This window comes from Methylobacterium sp. 092160098-2, from assembly GCF_028920805.1.
Lineage (GTDB): Bacteria > Pseudomonadota > Alphaproteobacteria > Rhizobiales > Beijerinckiaceae > Methylobacterium > Methylobacterium fujisawaense.
Window position 1 is genome coordinate 2,923,126 of the sequence record NZ_JAQPZJ010000001.1, and the last position, 22,335, is coordinate 2,945,460.

Annotated in this window: 19 protein-coding genes; 10 read left to right on the forward strand and 9 right to left on the reverse strand. The window is 69.9% G+C overall.

Translation table 11 applies throughout. The annotated features are described in order from the left end of the window. Positions 1–32 precede the first annotated feature (32 nt). Complete coding sequence (locus PQI07_RS13795) at positions 33–3,371, forward strand: ATP-binding protein (RefSeq protein WP_274926797.1); 3,339 nt, start codon at positions 33–35, stop codon at positions 3,369–3,371. Between the two features lie 60 nt (positions 3,372–3,431). On the opposite strand, the gene PQI07_RS13800 is transcribed toward PQI07_RS13795, so the two are convergent. From PQI07_RS13800 to maiA, 4 genes are all read right to left on the reverse strand, one after another. After that, positions 3,432–3,737: a hypothetical protein gene (locus PQI07_RS13800; RefSeq protein WP_043355733.1), complete on the reverse strand. Its 306-nt coding sequence runs from the start codon at positions 3,735–3,737 to the stop codon at positions 3,432–3,434. After that, positions 3,734–4,045, reverse strand: coding sequence for an EthD family reductase (locus tag PQI07_RS13805; RefSeq protein WP_043355731.1), 312 nt, complete (start codon positions 4,043–4,045; stop codon positions 3,734–3,736). The genes PQI07_RS13800 and PQI07_RS13805 overlap by 4 nt, the downstream gene beginning before the upstream one ends. A 65-nt stretch (positions 4,046–4,110) precedes the next feature. Then, a complete protein-coding gene (locus PQI07_RS13810; protein ID WP_182592833.1) occupies positions 4,111–5,442 on the reverse strand; it encodes an NAD(P)/FAD-dependent oxidoreductase in 1,332 nt (443 codons plus the stop codon). A gap of 131 nt (positions 5,443–5,573) precedes the next feature. Next, positions 5,574–6,221 (reverse strand): maleylacetoacetate isomerase, encoded by a 648-nt coding sequence (maiA, locus tag PQI07_RS13815; RefSeq protein ID WP_182592834.1) that lies wholly within the window; start codon positions 6,219–6,221, stop codon positions 5,574–5,576. Between the two features lie 140 nt (positions 6,222–6,361). On the opposite strand from maiA, the gene moaB reads away from it, so the two are divergent. Next, positions 6,362–6,919 (forward strand): molybdenum cofactor biosynthesis protein B, encoded by a 558-nt coding sequence (moaB, locus tag PQI07_RS13820; RefSeq protein ID WP_043355725.1) that lies wholly within the window; start codon positions 6,362–6,364, stop codon positions 6,917–6,919. An 85-nt stretch (positions 6,920–7,004) separates the two neighbouring features. Here moaB and PQI07_RS13825 read toward each other — a convergent pair whose 3' ends face one another. Further along, a complete protein-coding gene (locus PQI07_RS13825) occupies positions 7,005–8,453 on the reverse strand; it encodes an amino acid permease (RefSeq protein WP_043385144.1) in 1,449 nt (482 codons plus the stop codon). 134 nt (positions 8,454–8,587) lie between these two features. Then, positions 8,588–9,118 (reverse strand): hypothetical protein, encoded by a 531-nt coding sequence (locus tag PQI07_RS13830; RefSeq protein ID WP_100794004.1) that lies wholly within the window; start codon positions 9,116–9,118, stop codon positions 8,588–8,590. Positions 9,119–9,275: 157 nt separating this feature from the next. Here PQI07_RS13830 and PQI07_RS13835 point away from each other — a divergent pair, with 157 nt between their 5' ends. Next, positions 9,276–10,391, forward strand: coding sequence for a PA0069 family radical SAM protein (locus tag PQI07_RS13835; RefSeq protein ID WP_274926798.1), 1,116 nt, complete (start codon positions 9,276–9,278; stop codon positions 10,389–10,391). 366 nt (positions 10,392–10,757) lie between these two features. Continuing rightward, positions 10,758–12,761 (forward strand): methyl-accepting chemotaxis protein, encoded by a 2,004-nt coding sequence (locus PQI07_RS13840; RefSeq protein ID WP_274927718.1) that lies wholly within the window; start codon positions 10,758–10,760, stop codon positions 12,759–12,761. A 16-nt stretch (positions 12,762–12,777) separates the two neighbouring features. On the opposite strand, the gene rnhB is transcribed toward PQI07_RS13840, so the two are convergent. The 3 genes from rnhB to PQI07_RS13855 form a co-directional block, all read right to left on the reverse strand. Continuing rightward, positions 12,778–13,377: a ribonuclease HII gene (gene rnhB / locus PQI07_RS13845; protein WP_274927719.1), complete on the reverse strand. Its 600-nt coding sequence runs from the start codon at positions 13,375–13,377 to the stop codon at positions 12,778–12,780. 143 nt (positions 13,378–13,520) lie between these two features. After that, on the reverse strand, positions 13,521–14,567 hold the full coding sequence (locus PQI07_RS13850; RefSeq protein ID WP_043355708.1) for a glycosyltransferase family 4 protein: 1,047 nt from the start codon (positions 14,565–14,567) through the stop codon (positions 13,521–13,523). 10 nt (positions 14,568–14,577) lie between these two features. Further along, a complete protein-coding gene (locus PQI07_RS13855; protein ID WP_043758972.1) occupies positions 14,578–15,393 on the reverse strand; it encodes a UDP-2,3-diacylglucosamine diphosphatase in 816 nt (271 codons plus the stop codon). Positions 15,394–15,912: 519 nt separating this feature from the next. On the opposite strand from PQI07_RS13855, the gene PQI07_RS13860 reads away from it, so the two are divergent. The 6 genes from PQI07_RS13860 (at position 15,913) to sucD (ending at position 22,245) form a co-directional block, all read left to right on the forward strand. Further along, complete coding sequence (locus tag PQI07_RS13860; protein WP_043385155.1) at positions 15,913–17,121, forward strand: aminotransferase class V-fold PLP-dependent enzyme; 1,209 nt, start codon at positions 15,913–15,915, stop codon at positions 17,119–17,121. A 103-nt stretch (positions 17,122–17,224) separates the two neighbouring features. Beyond that, a complete protein-coding gene (locus tag PQI07_RS13865; RefSeq protein WP_274926799.1) occupies positions 17,225–18,166 on the forward strand; it encodes a D-2-hydroxyacid dehydrogenase in 942 nt (313 codons plus the stop codon). 234 nt (positions 18,167–18,400) lie between these two features. Then, entirely contained in the window at positions 18,401–19,264 is an 864-nt protein-coding gene (locus tag PQI07_RS13870; protein WP_043381233.1) for an NADP-dependent methylenetetrahydromethanopterin/methylenetetrahydrofolate dehydrogenase, read from the forward strand. A gap of 14 nt (positions 19,265–19,278) precedes the next feature. Then, entirely contained in the window at positions 19,279–19,923 is a 645-nt protein-coding gene (gene fchA / locus PQI07_RS13875) for a methenyltetrahydrofolate cyclohydrolase (RefSeq protein WP_043355701.1), read from the forward strand. Positions 19,924–20,160: 237 nt separating this feature from the next. Beyond that, complete coding sequence (locus PQI07_RS13880) at positions 20,161–21,339, forward strand: malate--CoA ligase subunit beta (protein ID WP_043355699.1); 1,179 nt, start codon at positions 20,161–20,163, stop codon at positions 21,337–21,339. A 15-nt stretch (positions 21,340–21,354) separates the two neighbouring features. Next, positions 21,355–22,245 (forward strand): succinate--CoA ligase subunit alpha, encoded by an 891-nt coding sequence (gene sucD, locus PQI07_RS13885; protein ID WP_043355698.1) that lies wholly within the window; start codon positions 21,355–21,357, stop codon positions 22,243–22,245. Positions 22,246–22,335: the final 90 nt, after the last annotated feature.

Here is a 22,335-nt window from a genome sequence, read left to right on the forward strand (position 1 = left end):
CCGAGCTGCCAATCCGCACCCGGAGACGGTACGTGAACACACAGCCGGACAACGAGGGCGATCGGCTCGCCGCCCTTGAGGCCCTCGGGATCGTGGGCACGCCGCCCGAGCCGCATTTCGAGGCCGTCTGCCGGACAGCCTGCCGCCTGTTCGGCGTGCGCCACGCGTTCGTGGCCTTCCTCGGTGACACGCAGCAGTGGCTCAAGACGCCCTGCCAGGCCTTGCCGACCACGATGCGGCGGGATCAGAGCCTGTGCCAGCACACGATTCGCAGCGATGCCCTGCTCGTCGTACCCGACACCCGTCTCGACGCGCGCTTCCGTGACCTGCCCGCCGTCGCTGCGCCGGACGGGATCCGGTTCTATGCCGGTATCCCGCTGAGCCTCGAGCCCGGCCTGCGGATCGGCACCTTCTGCCTCGCCGACCCGGAACCCCGAGCCGGTCTCTCGCCGGCGGACGCCGCCGCCTTCCGCGACCTCGCCGCGATCGTCGTGGCCCATCTGAGGCTGACGGAGGCCAATGCCAAGCGCGAACGCGAGATCGCGCAGGCCGCGATCCGCGAGGCGGTGATCCGCGAGCAGCATCGCGAGATCCATGCCCGGTCCCGCACTCAGGAGGCGGCGAACCACCAGCTCCTGATGGCCGAGCAACTCGCCAGCGTCGGAAACTGGCGCGTGGACCTCTCGGACGGTCAGCCGGTCTGGTCGGCCAGCCTCTACGCCATCGCCGGTCGCGACCCCGCGACACCGCCGCCGCGTCTCGACGCCTTCTCGCAGATCTACCATCCCGACGACCGCGCCCGGCTCGAGGCGATCGTCGCCGACGCGGTCGCCCGCAGAACGCGATTCGATTTCGAGGCGCGGCTGATCCGTCCGGACGGCGAGCTCCGCGACGTGGTCGTCCGCGGCATGTGCCGGGGGGAGGACCCCAATGCCGGCCTCGTCGGCGTTCTCATCGACGTGACCGAGCGCCGGCGCGCCGAAGACGAGGTGCGCCGGAGCGAGCTGCGCTATCGCGGCCTCGCCGAGGCGCTGCCGCTGCTGGTCTGGACCATGCGGGTCGGGGACGGACAGTCCACTTACGCCAACGCCCAGTTCCAGTCCTATTACGGGCCGATCGGGCCCGAGCGCGCGGAGCGCCTGATCCGGAACCACCCGGAGGATGCGCCCGCTATGGAGGCGGCCTGGACCCGGGCGGTCGAGACCGGGACGGGCTATAGCGGCCAGTGGCGGATCCGCCGCCACGACGGCCTCTACCGGTGGCACAAGATCTCGCTGATTCCGATCCGCCTCGATCCGGCGGACGGCGCTGTGGCGGAGTGGCTCGGGACCGCACTCGATGTCGACGACATCATCACGGCGCGGCTCGCCGTCGAGGAGGCCCGCGGCCTGCTGGGCATCGCTTTGGACGCGGCCGAGGCCGGCACCTGGGACTGGGACATGCGCACGGGGCTCGTCACGCTGAGCCCGGAAAGCGCCCGGATGCACGGTCTGCGGGATAACGGCGCCGCACACACGCTGTCGGCGTCCGAATGGACCGCGTTGATTCATCCCGACGACGTCGCCGATGTCTGGATCGAGATCCGACGGGCGGTCGAGTCCGGGACCTCCTATGCGGCCGAATTCCGGGCCGGCGGGCGCTGGCTCTACGCGCGCGGGCGGACGCTCTGCGGCGCCGAGGGGCACCCTCAGAGCATGGTCGGCCTCCATCTCGACATCACCGAGCGCAAGGCGGTCGAGGCGGCCCTGCGCACCGCCACGCGGGATGCCGAGGCGGCGCGCACCGAGGCGGAGCGCGCGAGCGCGGCCAAGAGCGAGTTCCTCGCCGCGATGAGCCACGAGATCCGCACGCCGCTCAACGGCATCCTCGGCTATGCCGAGCTGCTCCTCGACGGCGATGCGATCCAGAGCGAGGACCGGCGGCGCCTGGAGCTGATCCAGAGTTCCGGAGCGGCCTTGCTCACGGTCGTCAACGACATCCTCGACTTCTCGAAGATCGAGGCGGGCGAGCTGACCCTCGATCCGGTCCCCTTCCCGCTGGTCTCGATCGTGGACGGGACGGTCTCGATCGTGCGCGGCAGTGCGCTGCGCAGCGGCCTCGCCATCGAGGCCTGGATCGACCCGGCCCTTCCGACCTTCGTGATCGGTGACGCGGGACGCTTGCGTCAGGTGCTGCTCAACCTCCTGAACAACGCCGTGAAGTTCACGCCCGAGGGTTCCGTCACGGTGACCGTGGAGCGGGAAGGCGATGATCGCGCCGCCGACGGTCGCCCCGGCGACGCGGTGCGGTTTTCCGTGATCGATACCGGCATCGGCATCGCGCCGGCGCAGCAGGACAGGCTGTTCAAGCGGTTCAGTCAGGTCGACGGCTCTATCAGCCGGCGGTTCGGCGGTACCGGCCTCGGTCTCGCGATCTCCCGGCACCTCGTGACCCTGATGGGCGGCGAGATCGGCGTCGAGAGCCGCGAGGGGGAGGGCTCGACCTTCTGGTTCCGCCTGGTGCTGCCGCGGGGCGAGCAGGGCGCCGACGCGGCGGAGGACCGGATCGAGGCGGATCCGGCGCTGCTGCGGTCGCAGTCCGTGGCCGCCCCGGCGGCCGGCGCCGTGCCAGCCTCCCCGATCCGGCTGCTCCTGGTCGAGGACGTCCCGCTCAACCAGGAACTGGCCTGCGCGGTGCTCGAATCCCAGGGCTACACGGTGGATGTCGCCGGCGACGGGGCCGAGGCGATCACGGCGGTCGGATCGTCCGTCGCGGCGGGGCGCGCCTACGATCTCGTGCTCATGGACGTCCAGATGCCCCGGGTCGACGGGCTCACGGCCACCCGGCGCATCCGCGCCCTGGCGCCGCCCGCCTGCGACATCCCGATCGTGGCCATGACGGCGAACGTCCTGCCGTCGCAGATCGAGGAACTGCGCGAGGCTGGGATGGACGATTATGTCGGCAAGCCGTTCCGGCGGGCCGATCTCTTCGCCACGATCAGCCGCTGGACGGCCCCGGGCGCCCGCCGCCCGGCGCGGGCCGAGGAGCCGCGCACCGTACCCGACATCGATTCCGCCGTCCTCGATGCCGCGGTCCTCACCGAAATGACGGCGAGCTTCGGCTCCGACCGGGTGGGGGCGCTGCTCGATCTCCTGGCCAACGAGCTGTCCGAGCGGTTCCGGCCGAGCGAGACCGACCGTCTTCAGATCGCTCACGACGCGCACGCCCTGGTGGCGGCGGCGGGGCTCCTGGGCTTCGTCGGCCTGTCGAGCCTGTGCCGCGAGGTCGAGGCCGCCGCCCATGCGGGGGCCGACCTGATGCCGCTGATTCGGCGCCTGGAAATCCAGCGGGCGACGGCGCTGCGCGCCATCCGGCAGCTGCGCGCGGCCTGATGCGACGCGGCTGAGGCGCGGGCCGGCGCCCCGACAGGGGCCGCCCCGCGCGGTTGGGCCCTATGCCTCGTCGGTCTCGGGCAGCGGGTCGCCGGTCCAGGTCGTCGCGAAGGCGGCGAGCTCCCGGGCGTCGGTGAAGGCCGCCACGGTGACCTCCCGCTCCGCCGGTTCCGCGCCCGGATAGGGCGCGAGCAGGATCCGCACCCGCGCCAGCCGGCCGCTGGGCGCCTTGTCGGCGATCCAGGCCTGCGCGTCCGGCGTAAAGCGTTCCGGGCCGTCGAGGGCCCGGGCGTCGGTGCGCAGCACGACCACGTAGGTGCCGAGGCTCGGATCGGCCTCCTGAACAGCCTTGACGATGTCGATCACGGGCTTTCCGCGAAGTCGTTGATTTGAACCTGGGCCTGCGCCGACGTGAAGTTCGGGATGTCCGCGAAGATCTCCTCGCCATGGGCGGCGACGGCTTTCTGGAAGGCGTCGACCGACGCGAAGGTCAGCAGCGCCATCACCTGGAACGGGGCGGTGCCGCCGTCCGGCGTGCCGGCGCCCTTGACCACCTTGGCCTCGTGCAGGCCGAGGGACGACCAGCGCTCGCGCACCAGCGGCATGTGATGGCCGAGATAGTAGCCCATGTCGAAGCTCGGGCCGGCCGGATACATCACGCTTACCAGGATCATGGGGCTTCCTTTCTGTGTCACGCCCGGTCCGCCCGGGCGCCCGTCCTCGGTTCGTGGGGCGACGGTCAGTGCAGCTTCACTCGCGGCTCGGTGCGCCGGGTCAGCGCGCGCGCCAGGGTGTCGAGGACCGTCTTGGCCGTGCCGTGGAGCGCCCGCTCGTGCATCTTGTAGAGCGAGCGGTACATCATGCGGGCGAACAGGCCGGCGATGAGCATGTTCTTGCCGCGGACGAACCCCATCAGGCTGCCCACGGTCGAGTACTCGCCGAGCGAGACCAGCGAGCCGAAATCCTTGTACCGGAACGGCTTCAGCGGCTTCCCGGCGATCTTGGCCGGGATCTGGCTGATGAGGTGGCTCGCCTGCTGGTGGGCCGCCTGGGCGCGGGGCGGCACCGGCGTGTCGGAGCCGGCCTCCACCAGATAGGCGCAGTCGCCGATGGCGAAGATATCCGGGTCGCGGGTCGTCTGCAGCGTCGGGGTCACCACCAGCTGATTGGTCCGCGTGGTCTCCAGGCCGCCGATACCCTGCAGGAAGGGTGGCGCCTTCACCCCCGCCGCCCACACGACCAGCTCGGACGGGATGAAGGTCCCGTCGGCGAGCTGGACGCCGTCGGCGCGCACCTCGGTCACCCGGGCCTTCACGCGCACGTCGACGCCGATCTTGTTGAGGAGCTGCATCACCTCGGCCGAGAGGCGCTGCGGCACCGCCGGCAGGATCCGGTCCGCGGCCTCCACCAGGGTGATGCGGATGTCCTTGCCCGGGTCGATCTTGTCGAGCCCGGTGGAGACGACGTGGCGCAGCGTCCGGTGCAACTCGGCGGCGAGTTCGGTTCCGGTGGCGCCCGCGCCGATCACCGTGACGTGGAGCTGGCCGGGCCGGACCGGGCCGACCTGGGTGTGGGCCCGCAGCGAGGCGTTCACGAGGCGCTGGTGGAAGCGCACCGCCTGCTCCTGGGTGTCGAGGGCGATGGCATGCTCGGCGACGCCCGTCGTGCCGAAATCGTTCGTGGTGGAGCCCACCGCCATCACCAGCGTGTCGTAGGGGACGGCGCGCTCGGGCGTGACCTCGCGCCCTTCCGCGTCGTGGCTCGCCGCGAGCTGGACCGTGCGCGCGTCGCGGTCGAGGCCGGTCATGCGCCCGATCCGGTAGCGGAAGCCGTGCATGTGGGCGTGATGCAGGTAATCCACCGCGTGGTGGCCCACATCGAGGCTGCCGGCCGCCACCTCGTGAAGCAGCGGCTTCCAGATATGCGTCCGGGCGCGGTCCACGAGGGTGATGTGCGCGCGCTTGCCGCGCCCGAGCTTGTCGCCGAGCTTCGTCACCAGCTGGAGGCCGGCGGCGCCGCCGCCGACCACCACGACACGATGCAGGCCGGACTCGTTCTCGACGGATGCCATCGACACTCTTTCTTTCCCCGGACCGGGATTAATCGCCGGCCTCCTTACACGGCCTGGGCCGCCGAATTCCACAACCGCTTGTCGCGGCCCCAGGTCACCAGCGCGGATTCACGCGCACGCATGGCGTGCGATCACGCCGACGGGGCACCCGGCTGACGCAACGGGTGTGCCTCCGCGACCGCGGGCAGGGCGAGGCAGGCCTCGGCGATTCGCGCGACCGTCGGGTAGGCCGCCGTGTCGATGCCGAAGATGCCGGTCCCGACCCAGAGGCTGACGAGGCAGAGATCGGCATGGCTCACCGAATCGCCCTGGCAGAAGCGTCCCGTGCCCGCCTCGGTGGACAGCCGCGTCTCCAGGGTCACGAGGCCGGTCGTGAAGGCGTTGCGCAGGAAATCCAGCATCCGCTCCCGGGGCAGACCGTAATGCTCCATCAGGAAGGTGCGCACCCGGGGCACGTAGAGCGGGTGGGTGTCGCACGCGACCACCTGTGCCAGCGAGCGGGCCCGGGCCCGCGCCCGCGGCTCCTCCGGCAGGAGGCGCACGCCGCCCCGCGTCTCCTCCAGGTAATCGAGGATCGCGAGCGACTGGGTGAGCGGCGGCCCGTCGCCGTCGAACAGGGCCGGTACCGCGCCCTGCGGGTTGATCCTCCGGAACTCCGGCTTGTGCTGATCGCCCGCGTCGAGATCGATGAAGGTCTCCTCGTAGGCGATGCCCTTCAGCTTCAGGGCGATCCGCACCCGGAAGGCCGCAGCCGAGCGCCAGTTGCCGTACATGTGCATGGGGAGCGATCTCCGACGGGATCGGAAGAGCACAGCCGAGTTTGCCGTGCACCGCAAGTGGGACGTGGACGCGGCCGCCCGGGGGCGACAAGCGGCTTCGGCCGGCCCATATCGGTCTTCCGTCCCGGAGAGCCCGCACGATGGCCGATCAGACCGACGCCCGCCGCTTCATCCCCCTGAACATCGCGGTCCTGACCGTCTCCGACACGCGCCGCCCGGAGGACGACCGCTCGGGGGACACCCTGACGCAGCGCCTCACCGAGGCGGGGCATCGTCTTGCGGCCCGGTCGATCGTGCCGGACGAGGTCCCGGCGATCCGCGGCCAGGTGGAGGCGTGGCTGCGCGATCCCGGCGTCGACGTGGTGATCACCACCGGCGGGACCGGCTTCACCGGCCGCGACGTCACCCCCGAGGCGCTGGAGCCGCTGTTCGAGAAACGGATGGACGGCTTCTCGGCCGTGTTCCACCGGATCTCGTACGACAAGATCGGCACCTCGACCCTGCAATCCCGCGCCACCGCGGGGGTCGCGCACGCGACCTACGTGTTCGTGCTGCCGGGCTCACCGGGCGCCTGCCGGGACGCCTGGGACGGGATCCTGGCCCAGCAGCTCGACTACCGGCACCGGCCCTGCAACTTCGTGGAGATCATGCCGCGTCTCGACGAGCACCTGCGGCGCGGGGCCAGCATCGCGGTGTGAGCATGAGCCTCAGTCCGGGCCCGCCCGCGGCGGCCCGGAATGACGGGATCGTCATGGGGGATCGTGAGGGGCCGGTCCGTCTGCCCTACGCCGCGTTCCCCTCCTTCCGGCGCAGGACCGAGTGCTTGCGGCCGTAGAAGAAGTACACGACGAGGCCGATCGCCATCCAGATCACCAGCCGCAGCCACGTGTCGAGGGGCAGGCCGATCATCAGGAGCAGGCAGAACAGGATGCCGAGGATCGGCACGACCGGCACGGCGGGGGCCCGGAACGGCCGCTTCATGTGGCGCTCGGTCCGCCGCAGGTAGAGCACCGAGCCGCAGACGAGGATGAAGGCGGCGAGCGTGCCGATGCTCACCATCTCCCCGAGGATGTGGATCGGCACCAGGGCCGCCACCACGGCGACCACGGCCCCGATCAGCGCCTGGCTGCGATACGGCGTCTGATAGGTCGGATGGACGTGGGAGAACATCTTCGGCAGCAGGCCGTCCTGGGCCATGGTGAAGAAGATCCGGCTCTGGCCGTAGAGCAGGACGAGGATCACCGTCGTGAGCCCGGTCAGCGCCCCGAGCTTGATCAGGAGGGCGAACCAGCCGATGCCGATCACGTCGACGCCCTTGGCGATCGGGTCGGGGACGTTCAGCTCCTTGTAGGGGACGAGGCCGGTGAGCACGGCGGCGACGAGCACGTACAGGATCGTGCAGACCGCCAGCGAGCCCAGGATGCCGATGGGCATGTCCTTCTGGGGCTTGCGCGCCTCCTGGGCGGCGGTGGAGACCGCGTCGAAGCCGATGAAGGCGAAGAACACCACGCCGGCGCCGCGCAGGATGCCGCTGGCGCCGAAATGCCCGAAGGTGCCGTCGTTGTCGGGGATCAGCGGGCTCCAGTTCGCGGTGTCGACGTGGCCCCAGCCCAGTGCGATGAAGGCCACCACCACGGTGAGCTTCACCGCGACCATGATGTTGTTGAAGCGCGCCGATTCCTTGGTCCCGCGCATCAGCAAAATCGTGATCAGCGCCACGATCAGCACCGCCGGCAGGTTGAACAGAGCCGTCCCGCCGCCGTCGATCGGCGTGCCGGGCGCGTTCGCGAACTGGGCCGGGATCACGATCCCGACGGTCTTCAGGATGCTGATGACGTAGCCCGACCAGCCCACCGCTACGGTGGCGGCACCCATGGCGTATTCGAGGATCAGGTCCCAGCCGATGAGCCACGCGAAGAACTCGCCCAGCGTCGCGTAGGTGTAGGTGTAGCTCGACCCCGCCACCGGGATCAGCGCGGCCATCTCGGAATAGCACAGGCCGACGAAGGCGCAGGCGATGCCGCCGAGCACGAAGGACAGCATGATCCCCGGTCCGGCATACTGGGCCGCCGCCGTGCCGGTGAGAACGAAGATGCCGGCGCCGATGATCGCCCCGATGCCCATCGCGGTGATCGAGAGGGCGCCGAGCGACTTCGAGAGCTGCTGCTCGCCCTCGCCGCTCTCGACGATGTCGTCGACCGATTTGCGCCCCATCAGGCCCGACGATTCCATTGCACCATCCTTCCAGATCGAGCCGGGTCAGCCCGCTTCCACAGATGTAGAGTCGGCGAAATTTCTGCCGCGCTTCAAGTGTTGTAGAGGCGGACTGACCGACAACAACGAGGGCCGGCGCAAGATTCTGCCGGTCAGGCGCGTTCGATCCGGGCGATCAAGGGCCGGACCTTGAGGCGCGCCGCGAACGGGCCGCCGCTCCGCAGGGCCTCGCGCCGGACGACGTCCCCGGCCCGGGCCTGCCGGGCGCCCATCACGCTCTCCAACCGGCCCACGAGCCGTTCGAGCCAGCCCGCGGCCGTACGGTGCAGGCGGCCGAGGGCCGTCTCCGGCCGCGCCGTCCCGACGAAGCGGTCGAGGGTGCGGATCCAGCCCTCGGCCGGAACGTCCCCGGCCTCAAGGCACAGGATCCAGTCCCGGCGGGCCGCGGCAGCGCCCGCGGCGTAGGGATTGCCGCCCCGGTGCAGCACGAGCGTCGCGCCCGTGGCCTCCGCGACGGCCGCCACGGCTTCACTCTCGCTGCCCGAAACGATCACCGCGTCGCCGATGAGGCCGCCGGCCACGCCGGAGACCAGCACGCTGAGCGTGTCGGCCAGGCGATCGATCGCGTCCGGATCGGCCGGGTCGGCCAGATAGGTCACGGCGGAGAGCATGAGCGCGCGCATAGACGATTCTGCGCCGCCGTAAACCGCCCGGCCGCCGTCGGGCGGCCGTGTCGCTGTCCGGACAGGCGACAAAGCTGGGTCTGCCTGAAAAAGAGGCGTTCGGCCGACGGATGTTCGCTTTATGTTCCGAGCGGGATCGGGCAGGAGACGAGTCGCCATGGTGTCGATACCCGATGACGTCTCGGGCCGGCCCGCCCAGCGACTCGGCCCGAGCAGCGTGCCGCGGGATGCTCGGCGCGGGCGTGGTGCCACGGCCAATCCCACCGGCCGCCACGAGCCGGCCCGGCGGGAGACGTTCCACGAGGAGACCGGGATGGCGGACGCGCCGGCGCCCCTGCGCACGCAGGTCACCCCGGAGCGCTCCACGCGGATCATCGCCCGCAACAGCTCGCCCGACATCCCCTTCGACCGGTCGATCAACCCTTATCGGGGCTGCGAGCACGGCTGCATCTACTGCTACGCGCGCCCCACCCATGCCTGGCTCGGCCTGTCGCCGGGGCTCGACTTCGAGTCGCGGATCTTCACCAAGCCAGACGCCGCAAGGCTGCTGGCCCGCGAGATGGCCGCGCCGGGCTACCGGCCCGAGACGATCGCCCTCGGCACCGCCACGGATCCCTACCAGCCCGTCGAGCGCGCGCACCGGATCACCCGCGCGGTGCTGGAGGTGCTGCGGGACGCCCGACATCCCGTCAGCATCACCACCAAGTCGGACCTCGTGCTGCGCGACCTCGATATCCTGGCGGCGATGGCGGCGGACAATCTCGTGCTGGCGGCGATCTCGTTGCCGACGCTGGATCCGGACCTCGCCCGCCGCCTCGACCCGCGGGCGCCGCGGCCGGACAAGCGGCTCGCGGCGATGCGCGCGCTGAGCGCGGCGGGGGTGCCCGTCATGGTCAACGTCTCGCCGATCATTCCCGGCCTGACCGATCACGAGATCGAATCGATCCTGGCCGAGGCGCGTGCGCACGGGGCGAGTCGCATCGGCCACGCGCTGCTGCGCCTCCCCGGCGAAGTCGCCGACCTCGTGGCCGACTGGTTCGCCGAGCACTATCCGGAGCGCAGGGCGCGGGCCTTCGCGCTCCTGCGGGAAGCCCGGGGCGGGCGCGAGAACGACCCGCGCTTCGGCCACCGCTTCCGCGGGGAGGGGGCCTACGCGGCGATGATCGGCCAGCGGGTCCGGCTCGCCGGCACGCGACTCGGCTTCGCCTTCGGGCGGATGGCGCTGAACCGGGAGTTCTTCCGCAGACCGGGGGCACAGTTGTCGCTGTTCTGAGACGGCGCGGCGTCGAGCCCGGCTGGCCAGGATCGTATGAGCGGAGCGCCTGCCGGGCCAGATGAATCCGCCGTCGGTGCAGCAGCTTATCGATCATCCATCTCCAATTCCGCTGGAAATGGCGACGTACCGCACTCGTCGCGTCAATCGGGACTTCGATTGCGCGAATACTCGGCTTGTTGACTCTAGGTTTAATCTTAATTGCCAAAATACATATTTCGATTTAGTCTTGAATTCGAGGTTGACAGCAAAGATCTTTTGTCATCTATGAAGTCGTTTTCTGGGTTTTCATTGAGAAGGACTTACGCTTTGTCTCGATATTCCAGATTTTCAATAGGATCAATTATCGGATTAGTATTGCTGAGTATGGGAGTAATGCTGCTTGCCGTGCGTACAGACACGCTCCTGAGCGCTGTGGAGCACGCGCGAGAGGGGCAGCGCGTCGTCACGCTCACGCGGGTCAGCCGCACGCTGCTCCGGTCGGTGATCGCGACCCGCATGGCGCGGGGCATCGTTCAGAAGGTCCTGGCCGTCGAGGGTCCGATCTCGGTGGCCGATAGGGCGGATCAGCTGTCCGAGCGGCAGGCCCTGATGGACGCGGAGACGGAATTCTGGACCCTTGTGCGCGACCTCGCCGTGCCGTCGGTCCAGGCGACGCTGGAGCCGCTTCGGAGCGCGCAGGCGACCTTGGCGGCGCTGAGGCCACAGATCGACGCGGTCGTCGCGCTCCCGAGGGAACGCCGCGATGCGGCGTTCAGACAGACCTTCGACACAGCCGTCACGAGCCTCCTCAACGCCTTCGCGGCAACCAACGCCGCGGTGGACGCGGCCATCCCGCGCCGGGACACGGCGGTCGCGCAGGCCCTCGACATCAAGCGTGCCAGCTGGGCGACGCGGGTCGCACTCGGCAATTCCTGGCGCCGTATGGAAACCTCGGTGGCCGCCAAGGCGTCTTGGTCGCAGGAGGAGATCATCGCGGCGGCCGAGGAGCGGGGTCGCCTGATGGCGGACTGGGGTAAAGTCGTCGACCTGTTCACGGAAGACGTCCCGGTCGCCCTGCGTGCCGCCTTCCAGAAGGCGCAGGCCAGCAACTTCGAGGGCGAGTCGGCGCGGCGGCGCGTCGCGATCACGGACGCGCTCAGCCGGGGCAGGGCGCCCGGCATCGAGGCCGATGCGTTGCGCGCGCGCGACATCGCCGACGGGAGGGCGCTTCTCGATCTGGCCCACGCGGGTCTCGACGCGATGATCGACCGGGCCCAGCTCCTCGCCGCCGAGTCGCAGCGCGCGCTTTTCGGGGCCGTGCTGTTCCTGACCGCAGCGGTCCTGCTGGCGGTCGGCGGTATCGTCATCGTGTTCCGTTGGGTGCTCCGGCCGTTGCGGGCCATGACCCAGGCCATGCAGGCGCTCGCGGGAGGAGACGCCGACGTGCCGATCCCGGCCCGAGAGCGGCGGGACGAGATCGGCGCGATGGCGGCGGCCGTGCAGGTCTTCCGGGACAACCTCGTCCGCACCCGCGCCCTGGAGGCCGAGGCGGCCGAGGCGGCGCTGGCCGCGGAGGCGCAGCGTCGGAGCATGACGCTCACGATGGCGCAGGGTTTCGAGTCGGCGGTGGCCGGCATCGTCGGTCAGGTCTCCGCCGCCGCGGCCGAATTGCAGACCACGGCCTGGCAGATGACCACGACCGCCCAGCAGACCGCCAGCCAGTCCGATACCGTGGCCGCCGCCGTGGAGGAACTCGGCACCTCCGTCCAAGAGATTGCGCGCCAGGTCCAGGGCTCGTCCGAACTGGCGCGGGCCGCCGTCGGCGAGGCCGACCGGACCGCCGTGCTGGTGGCCGCGCTCAACACGGCGGCCGCCCGGGTCGACGCGGTGGTCGAGCTGATCGCCGGCATCGCCGCACAGACGAATCTGCTGGCGCTCAACGCCACCATCGAGGCGGCGCGGGCCGGCGAGGCGGGGCGGGGCTTCGCGGTGGTCGCCACCGAGGTGAAGGACCTCGCAGCCCAGACAGGCCGCGCCACCGAGGAGATCGGGCGGCAGATCGGCGACATCCAGACCGTCACCGGTCAGGCGGTGGAGGCGATCGGGACGATCACGGGCCGGATCGGGGAGATCAGTGCGGTGGCCGCCGCGATCGCGGCGGCGGTGGAGCAGCAGGGGGTGGCCACGCAGGAGATTGTCCGCAACATCACGCAGGTCTCTACGGGGACGCAGGAGGTGACCGGCACCATCGCCGGGGTTGCGCAGGCAGCCGACCAGACGGGGCGCGCGGCCGACCACGTCCTGACGGCCGCGACCGCGCTCACGCGTCAGTCGGAGCAGCTCGCCGTCGAGGTCGGTCGCTTCCTGGCCGGCGTCCGGGCTGCGTGACCCCTGGGGGTCGGGATCAGTCGAAGGCCCGGGTGAAGCTGAGCCGGTGATGCGGGCTGCGGCCGAGTTGCGTCAGGCCGGCGCGGTGGACGGCCGTGCCGTAGCCGACGTTGCGCTCCCAGCCGTAGCCGGGATGGCGCTGAGCCAGGCGCCGCATCAGCCGGTCGCGGAACACCTTGGCGACGATCGATGCGGCGGCGATCTGCGGCACCAGCCGGTCGCCGCCGACCACGGCGCGACCCGGAAGGCCCGGCAGGGCGTCGCGCCCGTCGACCAGCACGGGCGCGGCGAGGCCGAGCCGAGCGACCGCCCGCGCCATCGCGTCGAGGGTTGCGCCGCGGATGTTGATCTGGTCGATCAGCGCCCGGGAGCCCGCCGCCATCGCGACCCGGGCATGGGTGTGGATCATGGGGGCCAGACGTTCCCGGGCCGGCTCCGGGACGCGCTTGCTGTCGTCGAGGGCGCCCAGCAGGTCGGCGGGGATCGCCGCCGGATCGAACCAGACCGCGGCCACCACGACCGGCCCACAGAGTGCGCCGCGACCGACCTCGTCGCAGCCGATCACCGCCGGGTAGGCTGCGGCCCGGTTGGGATCGAAGGGCGGCCGGCCCGCCATCGGTTTGGTCGGCGACGTGGCGGCGACCGACTTGCCGACCGACTTAACAGTCGACTTGGCAGTCGATTTGGCGATGGGCGGGGCGGACGGCTTGGCGGGCGGCATGACGCCGTCCTGCCATCCCGCGCGGGCGCCGTCACGGGTCAGGCGGCGTCCCGGGTGCCGCGCGCGCCGCCATGCGCCTCGATGATATTGCCGAAGAACTGCCGCGCGCTCACGTCCCAGCCGCAGCGCAGGGCCTCGGCCCGGCACTCGGCCCGCGACAGCCGCAGGGCCGCCAGCGCGGCAGCCCGGAGATCCTGATCGAGAACCCCGACGCGACGGCCGCCGACCACGTCGTTGGGGCCCGGCACCGGGAAGGCCGCCACCGGAAGGCCGCTGGCCAGGGCCTCGAGGAGCACGATGCCGAACGTGTCGGTGAGGCTCGGGAACACGAAGACGTCGCAGGCGGCGTAGACCGCCGCGAGGTCCGCGCCGGTGCGGGTGCCGAGGAAGCGCGCCCCCGGCGCGAGACCCTGCAGCCGCGCGCGGTCCGGCCCGTCGCCCACCACGACCTTGGTGCCGGGCAGGTCGAGGGCGAGGAAGGCGGCGACGTTCTTCTCCACCGCCAGCCGCCCGACATAGAGGAACAGCGGCCCGGGCAGGTCCGCGAGTTCCGCCGGCACGGGCGTCCCCGGTCCGGCGGGCCGGAACCGTTCCGTGTCTACGCCCCGGGTCCAGCGCATCAGCCGGCCGAATCCCCGCGCCGCCAGTTCACCCTGGAGCGAGGCGGTGCTGACCATCGTTCCCCGCGCCGCGCCGTGGAACCGGCGCAGATAGGCGTAGGACCACGCTTCCGGCACCGGCGCGCGGGCCGCGAGATATTCCGGGAAGCGGGTGTGGTAGCTCGTCGTGAACGGCAGGTTGTGCGCCAGGCAATGGCGCCGCACGGCCAACCCCACGGGCCCCTCCGTGGCGATATGCACGTGGGTCGGCCGTTCCGCCGTCCAGCGCGCCGCCACCCGCTCCCGGCTGGCATAGGCGAGGCGGATCTCGGGATAGCCCGGGAGCGGCAGCGACCGGAAATCCGCCACGGAGAGCAGGGCCGTCGCGAAGCCGTGTTCCGGGGCGCGGCGGACCATCTGCTCCAGGGAGCGGACGACGCCGTTCACCTGGGGATGCCACGCGTCGCTGGCGATCAGAAGCTTCACGGCGGTGCCCTCAAGCCACCGCGCGCCGGCCCGCCAGGGGATGCGGCACGGCCTCGGCCGCCTGCGCCCGCAGGAGGCTCGGATAGTGCAGAACCTCGATCCGGCCGTCGTAATGCTCCACGAGACCGGTGCAGGATTCCACCCAGTCGCCGGTGTTGAGGTAGCGCAGGTCGCCGATCGGCCGGTCCGCCGCATGGTGGATGTGGCCGCAGATCACCCCGTCGGCACCCTGGCGGCGCGCCTCCTCGGCCAGGATCGTCTCGAAGCGGCCGATGAAGCTCACGGCGTTCTTCACGCGCAGCTTCGCCCAGGCGGAGAGCGACCAGTAGGACAGGCCGAGGCGCCGCCGCACCTTGTTGATCAGGGTGTTGAGGGACAGGGCCAGGGTGTAGGCGCCGTCGCCGAGATGGGCGAGCCAGCGCGAGTGCCGCACGACCATGTCGAACTGGTCGCCGTGGATCACGAGGTAGCGCTTGCCGTCCGCCGCCTCGTGGATCGCGGTCTCGGCCAGCTCGATGCCGCCGAAGCTCGTGCCCACATAGTCGCGCAGGAACTCGTCGTGGTTCCCGGGCAGGTAGACGATCCGCGCGCCCTTGCGGACCTTGCGCAGGAGCTTCTGCACCACGTCGTTGTGCTCCTGCGGCCAGTACCAGCCCGAGCGCAACTGCCACCCGTCCACGATGTCGCCGACGAGATAGATCGTGTCGGCGTCGTAATCCTTCAGGAACGACAGAAGCAGACCGGCTTGGCAGCCGCGCGTTCCGAGATGCAGGTCGGACAGGAACAGCGTCCGCACGCGGACCGGCATCTCCTCAACCTCGGCCACGGCAACCCTCTCCCGGCGGCTGAACGGTGCCGGGATCCAGAGCGCGATCCCATCTCAGTTTGATGACGCGGAGTCCCGGCGGGGCCACCCGTCCGCGTTGCGGCGCCGCAAAGCATCTCAACCGGACCTCGGCTTCGTTGCGCCGCACAAAAAATTTTTTTGCCAAGTTCTGGAAGTTTTTCCGGTTTTCCTTTCGAGCTTCGCCCGCTCATAATACCAGGAACCGGCGGCTCGGCACGAGTTCGGCCGGACCTTGACAGGAAGGCGGCGAGGACGGCCCTGAGGCCGTTGGACGGGACGGCATTTCGGAGGCGACCGGCGCGCGGGGGCGTGCCGCGACGCGAGCGGCGTGAGGCCGCCTGCCGCTCCGCGGAGGCCCCCCGATCACGGCAGAGGATGGCGTTCGAGGGGGCGCGGCGCGAGCCGCTTTCGACGGCGCCGGACCGACTCCCTGAGGACGCTTGGACAACCCGGCGCGGGTTCACGCCCGCGCACAATGGATTTTTCGGAGGAAACATCATGGCCGCAACCCGGCGCCCCGGTCGCAACCACCTCTTCATTCCCGGCCCTACGAACATCCCGGAGCGCGTCCTGCGCGCCATGCACGTGCCGTCTGAGGATCACCGCTCGCCGAGCTTCCCCGAGCTGGTGAAGCCGCTGCTCCAGGACTCCAAGATGGTGTTCGGCTCGACCGCCGGGACGGTCATCCTGTTCCCGTCCTCGGGCACCGGCATCTGGGAATCGGCCCTGTCCAACACCCTCTGCCGCGGCGACACGGTGCTGACCTCGCGCTACGGCCAGTTCAGCCACCTCTGGGTCGACATGGCTCAGCGCCTCGGCCTCGACGTGGTCGTCCAGGAGGAGGAGTGGGGCACCGGCGCCGATCCGCAGAAGATCGAGGAGGCCCTGCGCGCCGACAAGGACCATAAGATCAAGGCCGTCATGGTCGTCCACAACGAGACCGCCACGGGCGTCACCAGCGACATCGGCGCGGTGCGCAAGGCGATCGACGCCGCCGGCCACCCGGCCCTGCTGTTCGTGGACGGCATCTCGTCGATCGGCTCGCTGCCGTTCTACATGGACGACTGGAAGGTCGACTGCGCCATCGCGGGCTCCCAGAAGGGCTTCATGCTGCCGGCCGGCCTCGGCCTGATCTGCATCAGCCCGAAGGCGCTCAAGATCGCCGAGGGCGGCACCGGCCGCAACGACCGGCTCGGCCATGCCTACTTCGCCTGGAAGGACCAGCTGGCCGCCAACGCCACCGGCTACTTCCCCTACACCCCCGTCCTGCCGCTGCTCTACGGCCTGCGCGAGGCCCTGGCGATCGTGAAGGAGGAGGGGCTGGAGAACGTCTACCACCGCCATCACGTGCTCGCCGAGGCGACCCGTCAGGCCGTGGCGGCCTGGGGCCTCAAGCCCTGCGCCAAGGAGCCGAAGTGGAACTCCGACACGGTCACGGCGATCGTGGTGCCGGAGGGCGCCGACGCCGCCAAGGTGATCATCCACGCCTACGAGCGCTACAACCTGTCGCTCGGGGCCGGCCTCTCGAAAGTCGCCGGCAAGGTGTTCCGCATCGGCCACCTGGGCGACCTGAACGAGCTCTCGCTGCTGGGCGCCATCGCGGGCGCCGAGATGGCCATGATCGATTGCGGCATCAAGGTCACGCCGGGCTCGGGCGTCGCCGCCGCCTCCAGCTATCTGCGCGAGAATCCGCTGCATAAGGCGTAATCGGCGCACGCGATCGGGGCGGGGCCGGGTTGCCGGGCCCGCCCCGACGCGCAAGTAAGAACAAGACTATCGAGGAAACTGCCCGTCGTACGAGAGGGGTCCTATGACCAAGAAGATCGTGTTCCTGGATCGTGAATCCCTCGATGCCAGGGTCCGACCGTTCAACTTCCCGCACGAATACGTCGAGCACGACTCGACCTGGACGCCGGGAGAGATCGTCTCCCGCCTCCAGGGGGCGGAGATCGCGCTGATCAACAAGGTCCCGATGCGGGCCGAGACGCTGAAGCAGCTCCCCGACCTGAAGCTGATCGCCGTCGCCGCCACCGGCACCGACGTGGTCGACAAGGCCGCGGCCAAGGCGCAGGGCATCACCGTCGTCAACATCCGCAACTACGCCTTCAACACCGTGCCGGAGCATGTGGTCGGGCTGATGTTCGCCCTGCGCCGGGCGATCGTGCCCTACGCGAACTCGGTGAAGCGGGGCGACTGGGCGAAGTCCAAGCAGTTCTGCTACTTCGACTACCCGATCTACGACATCGCCGGCTCGACGCTGGGCATCGTCGGCTACGGGGCGCTCGGCAAGTCGATCGCCAAGCGCGCCGAGGCGCTCGGCATGACGGTCATCGCCTACGACGTGTTCCCGCAGGACGGGCTGGTCGATTTCGAGACGATCCTGACGCAGTCCGACGTGATCACGCTGCACGTGCCGCTGACCCCCGAGACCAAGGGGATGATCGGCGCGGCCGAATTCAAGAAGATGAAGAAGAGCGCCATCCTCATCAACACGGCCCGGGGCGGGCTCGTGGACGAGGCGGCCCTGCTCGAAGCGCTCAAGGACGGCACCATCGCGGGCGCCGGCTTCGACGTGGTGGCGCAGGAGCCGCCCAAGGACGGCAACATCCTGTGCGAGGCCGACCTGCCGAACCTGATCGTCACGCCGCACGTCGCCTGGGCCAGCAAGGAGGCGATGCAAATCCTGGCCGACCAGCTCGTCGACAACGTCGAGGCCTTCGTGGCGGGTAAGCCGCAGAACGTGGTCGAGTAGGCGCGACAGGCCCCCTCTCCCGTGCGGGAGAGGGTTGGGGTGAGGGAGGACAATTCTCCGGATGAGGCACGCCCCTCACCCTGTCCCTCTCCCGCACGGGAGAGGGGGCCCGCGCCTCGCCCGCTATGCCATCTGAAAGCTCGGGCGCACGATGACGCGGATGGGTCGCGCGCTGCGACCGCCCTTTGAAAACAAGACGATAGCGCCGCAGGGCGCGACAGAAAGGTCTGAATCGTGACGAAGAAGCTGCTGTTCCTGTTCGACACCGATGCCGTGCCGAACGTGTTCGACACGGTCGTCGGCTACGACGGCGGCGCCGACCACATCGCCGGCTACGGTGGCGTGAACCCCGACAATGTCGGCGCTCTGGTCGACGGCACGATCTACACCCGTGGCGGTTCCGAAAAGAAGTCGACGGCGATCTTCGTCGGCGGCGGCAGCATGGCGGCCGGCGAGGAGCTGTTCACCGCGGTCAAGAAGCGGTTCTTCGGCCCGTTCCGCGTCTCGGTCATGCTCGATTCCAACGGCTCCAACACCACGGCCGCCGCGGGCGTCGCGCTGGTGGCGAAGGCCGCAGGCTCGCTCCAGGGCAAGAAGGCCGTCGTGCTGGCCGGCACCGGCCCGGTCGGCATGCGCTCGGCCGCGCTGCTCGCCGGCGAGGGCGCCGAGGTCACCATCGCGGGCCGCGCCCTCGACAAGACCCAGGCTGCCGCGGACCAGATCAACAAGCGCTTCAAGGTCAACGTGAAGGCCGCCGCCACCCCCGACGAGGCGTCCCGCGTGGCCCTCGTGAAGGGCACGAACCTCGTGTTCACGGCCGGCGCCATCGGCGTCGAGCTGCTCCCCGAATCCGCCTGGGCGCAGGAATCGTCCATCGAGTTCGTCGCCGACTACAACGCCCAGCCCCCGACGGGCATCGGCGGCATCGACGTGATGGACAAGGGTAAGGAGCGCAACGGCAAGCAGGCCTTCGGCGCGCTGGGCATCGGCGGGTTGAAGCTCAAGCTGCACCGGGCCTGCGTGGGCCAGCTCTTCGAGAGCACCGACAAGGTGCTCGACGCCGAGGAGATTTATTCGCTCGCCAAGTCGATGGCCTGACGGGAGGGACGCCCATGTCGGACACGCAGCAGGCGCCGGAAAACGCGTCCATCCAGACCTTCCTGACGGAACTCGCCAGCGCCGCCCCGACCCCCGGCGGTGGCGGCGCGGCGGCGATCTCCGGCGCCATGGGCGCGGCTCTGGTGTCGATGGTCTGCAACCTCACCATCGGCAAGAAGAAGTATGTCGAGGTCGAGGCCGAGCTGAAGGAAGTCCTGGCCAAGTCCGAGGGCCTGCGGGTCGTGCTCACCGGCATGATCGGGGAGGACGTCCAGGCCTTCGACGCCGTGATGGGGGCCTACGGCCTGCCCAAGGCCACCGACGACGAGAAGGCGGCCCGCGCGGAGAAAATCCAGGCGGCCCTCAAGACGGCCTGCGACGTGCCGCTCGCCTGCTGCCGGGCTTGCCGCGCGGTGATCGACCTCGCGGCGATCACCGCCGACAAGGGCAACCTCAACGTCGTGTCGGATGCCGGCGTGGCCGTGCTCTCCGCCTATGCCGGACTGCGCAGCGCAGCGCTCAACGTCTACGTGAACGCGAAGGGTCTCGAGGACCGGGACTTCGCCGACGAGCGGCTGAAGGAACTCGAAGACCTTCTGGCCGGGGCCGGGGCCTTGACCGAGAAGGTCTACGAGGTGGTGAAGACCAAAGTGAACTGACGCTCGCGGCGCTTGATCCTGGCGCCGGCAAACCATCGACAGTCGAGGCCGGGTGCATCATGCCCCGGCCTCGTTGTTTTTGAGTATGCCGCAGCGCAACATCGAATACGATCCGTGCTGCGACCGCGAAAAAGTCGTCGTCAAGCCCGAGATCAAAAAATTTGACGGGCTTATTCCTTCGACTCAACTAAAGTGAAGGGCATCAACGGCGGCAACGAACCGCGGAGGAGGCGCCGAATGGACGTCCACGAGTATCAGGCCAAGGAGCTGCTTGCGAGCTTCGGCGTGGCCGTCCCGAAGGGCGCGATCGCGTTCAGCCCGGATCAGGCGGTTTACGCGGCTACGGAATTGGGCGGATCCTTCTGGGCCGTGAAGGCGCAGATCCACGCGGGTGCCCGCGGAAAGGCCGGCGGCATCAAGCTCTGCCGGACCTATAACGAGGTCCGCGACGCCGCCAAGGATCTCCTCGGCAAGCGCCTCGTCACCCACCAGACCGGCCCCGAGGGTAAGCCGGTCCAGCGGGTCTACGTCGAGACCGCCGACCCGTTCGAGCGTGAGCTCTACCTCGGCTACGTGCTGGACCGGAAGGCCGAGCGGGTCCGCGTCATCGCCAGCCAGCGCGGTGGCATGGACATCGAGGAGATCGCCGCGAACGAGCCCGACGCCCTGATCCAGGTGGTGGTCGAGCCGGCGGTGGGCCTGCAGCAGTTCCAGGCCCGGGAGATCGCCTTCCAGCTCGGTCTCAACATCAAGCAGGTCTCGGCCGCGGTGAAGACGATCATGAACGCCTATCGGGCGTTCCGCGACTGCGACGGCACGATGCTGGAGATCAATCCGCTGGTCGTCACCAAGGACGACCGGGTGCTCGCGCTCGATGCCAAAATGTCCTTCGACGACAACGCGATGTTCCGCCGGCCGGGCATCGCCGACATGCACGACCCCTCGCAGGGCGATCCCCGCGAGGCGCAGGCCGCCGAGCACAACCTCAGCTACATCGGCCTCGAGGGCGAGATCGGCTGCATCGTCAACGGTGCCGGGCTGGCCATGGCCACCATGGACATGATCAAGCACGCGGGCGGCGAGCCGGCGAACTTCTTGGATGTCGGCGGCGGCGCCTCGCCCGAGCGGGTGGCCACGGCCTTCCGGCTGGTCCTGTCGGACCGCAACGTGAAGGCGATCCTCGTCAACATCTTCGCCGGCATCAACCGCTGCGACTGGGTCGCCGAGGGTGTCGTCCAGGCGGCGCGCGAAGTGAAGATCGACGTGCCGCTGGTGGTCCGGCTCGCCGGTACGAATGTGGAGGCGGGCAAGAAGATCCTGGCCGAGAGCGGCCTCGACCTGATCACCGCCGACACCCTGTCGGAGGCGGCCAAGAAGGCGGTCGACGCCTGCGCCACCGCCAAGACGCAGCACTGAAGGGGAGACCGCGCCATGAGCATCCTCATCGACGAGACCACCCCGATCATCGTCCAGGGCATCACGGGCGACAAGGGCACCTTCCACGCCAAGGAGATGCTGGATTACGGCACGAACGTCGTCGGCGGCGTCACCCCGGGCAAGGGCGGCCGCACCCATCTCGGCCTGCCGGTGTTCAACACCGTCAAGGAGGCGGTGGCGGCGACCGGCGCCACCACGTCCATCACCTTCGTGGCGCCCCCCTTCGCGGCCGACGCGATCATGGAGGCGGCCGATGCCGGCCTGCGGCTGGTCTGCTCGATCACGGACGGCATCCCGGCCCAGGACATGATGCGGGTGAAGCGCTACCTGATGCGCTATCCGCGGGATCGCCGCACGATGGTGGTCGGCCCGAACTGTGCCGGCATCATCTCCCCCGGCAAGGCGATGCTCGGCATCATGCCCGGTCACATCTATCTCCCCGGCAATGTCGGGGTGATCTCCCGGTCGGGGACGCTCGGCTACGAGGCGGCCTCGCAGCTCAAGGAGCTCGGCCTCGGCATCTCCACCTCGGTGGGGATCGGCGGCGATCCGATCAACGGCTCGTCCTTCCTCGACCACCTCGCCCTGTTCGAGACCGATCCGGACACCGACGCGGTGCTGATGATCGGCGAGATCGGCGGCCCGCAGGAGGCCGAGGCGTCGGCCTGGATCCGCGAGAACATGTCGAAGCCGGTGATCGGCTTCGTGGCGGGGCTCACGGCGCCGAAGGGCCGCCGCATGGGCCATGCGGGGGCGATCATCTCGGCTGCCGGCGACAGCGCCGCCGAGAAGGCCGAGATCATGCGCTCCTACGGCCTCACCGTGGCGCCGGATCCGGGCTCGTTCGGGCAGACCGTGGCCGACGTGCTGGCCCGGGCGGCGTAGCCGCAGCCAGCCTGCCGCACAGTCTCAGAATGCGGCGTGGGTCCCCCCTCCCGTGCGGGAGAGGGACAGGGTGAGGGATCGGATCCTTCC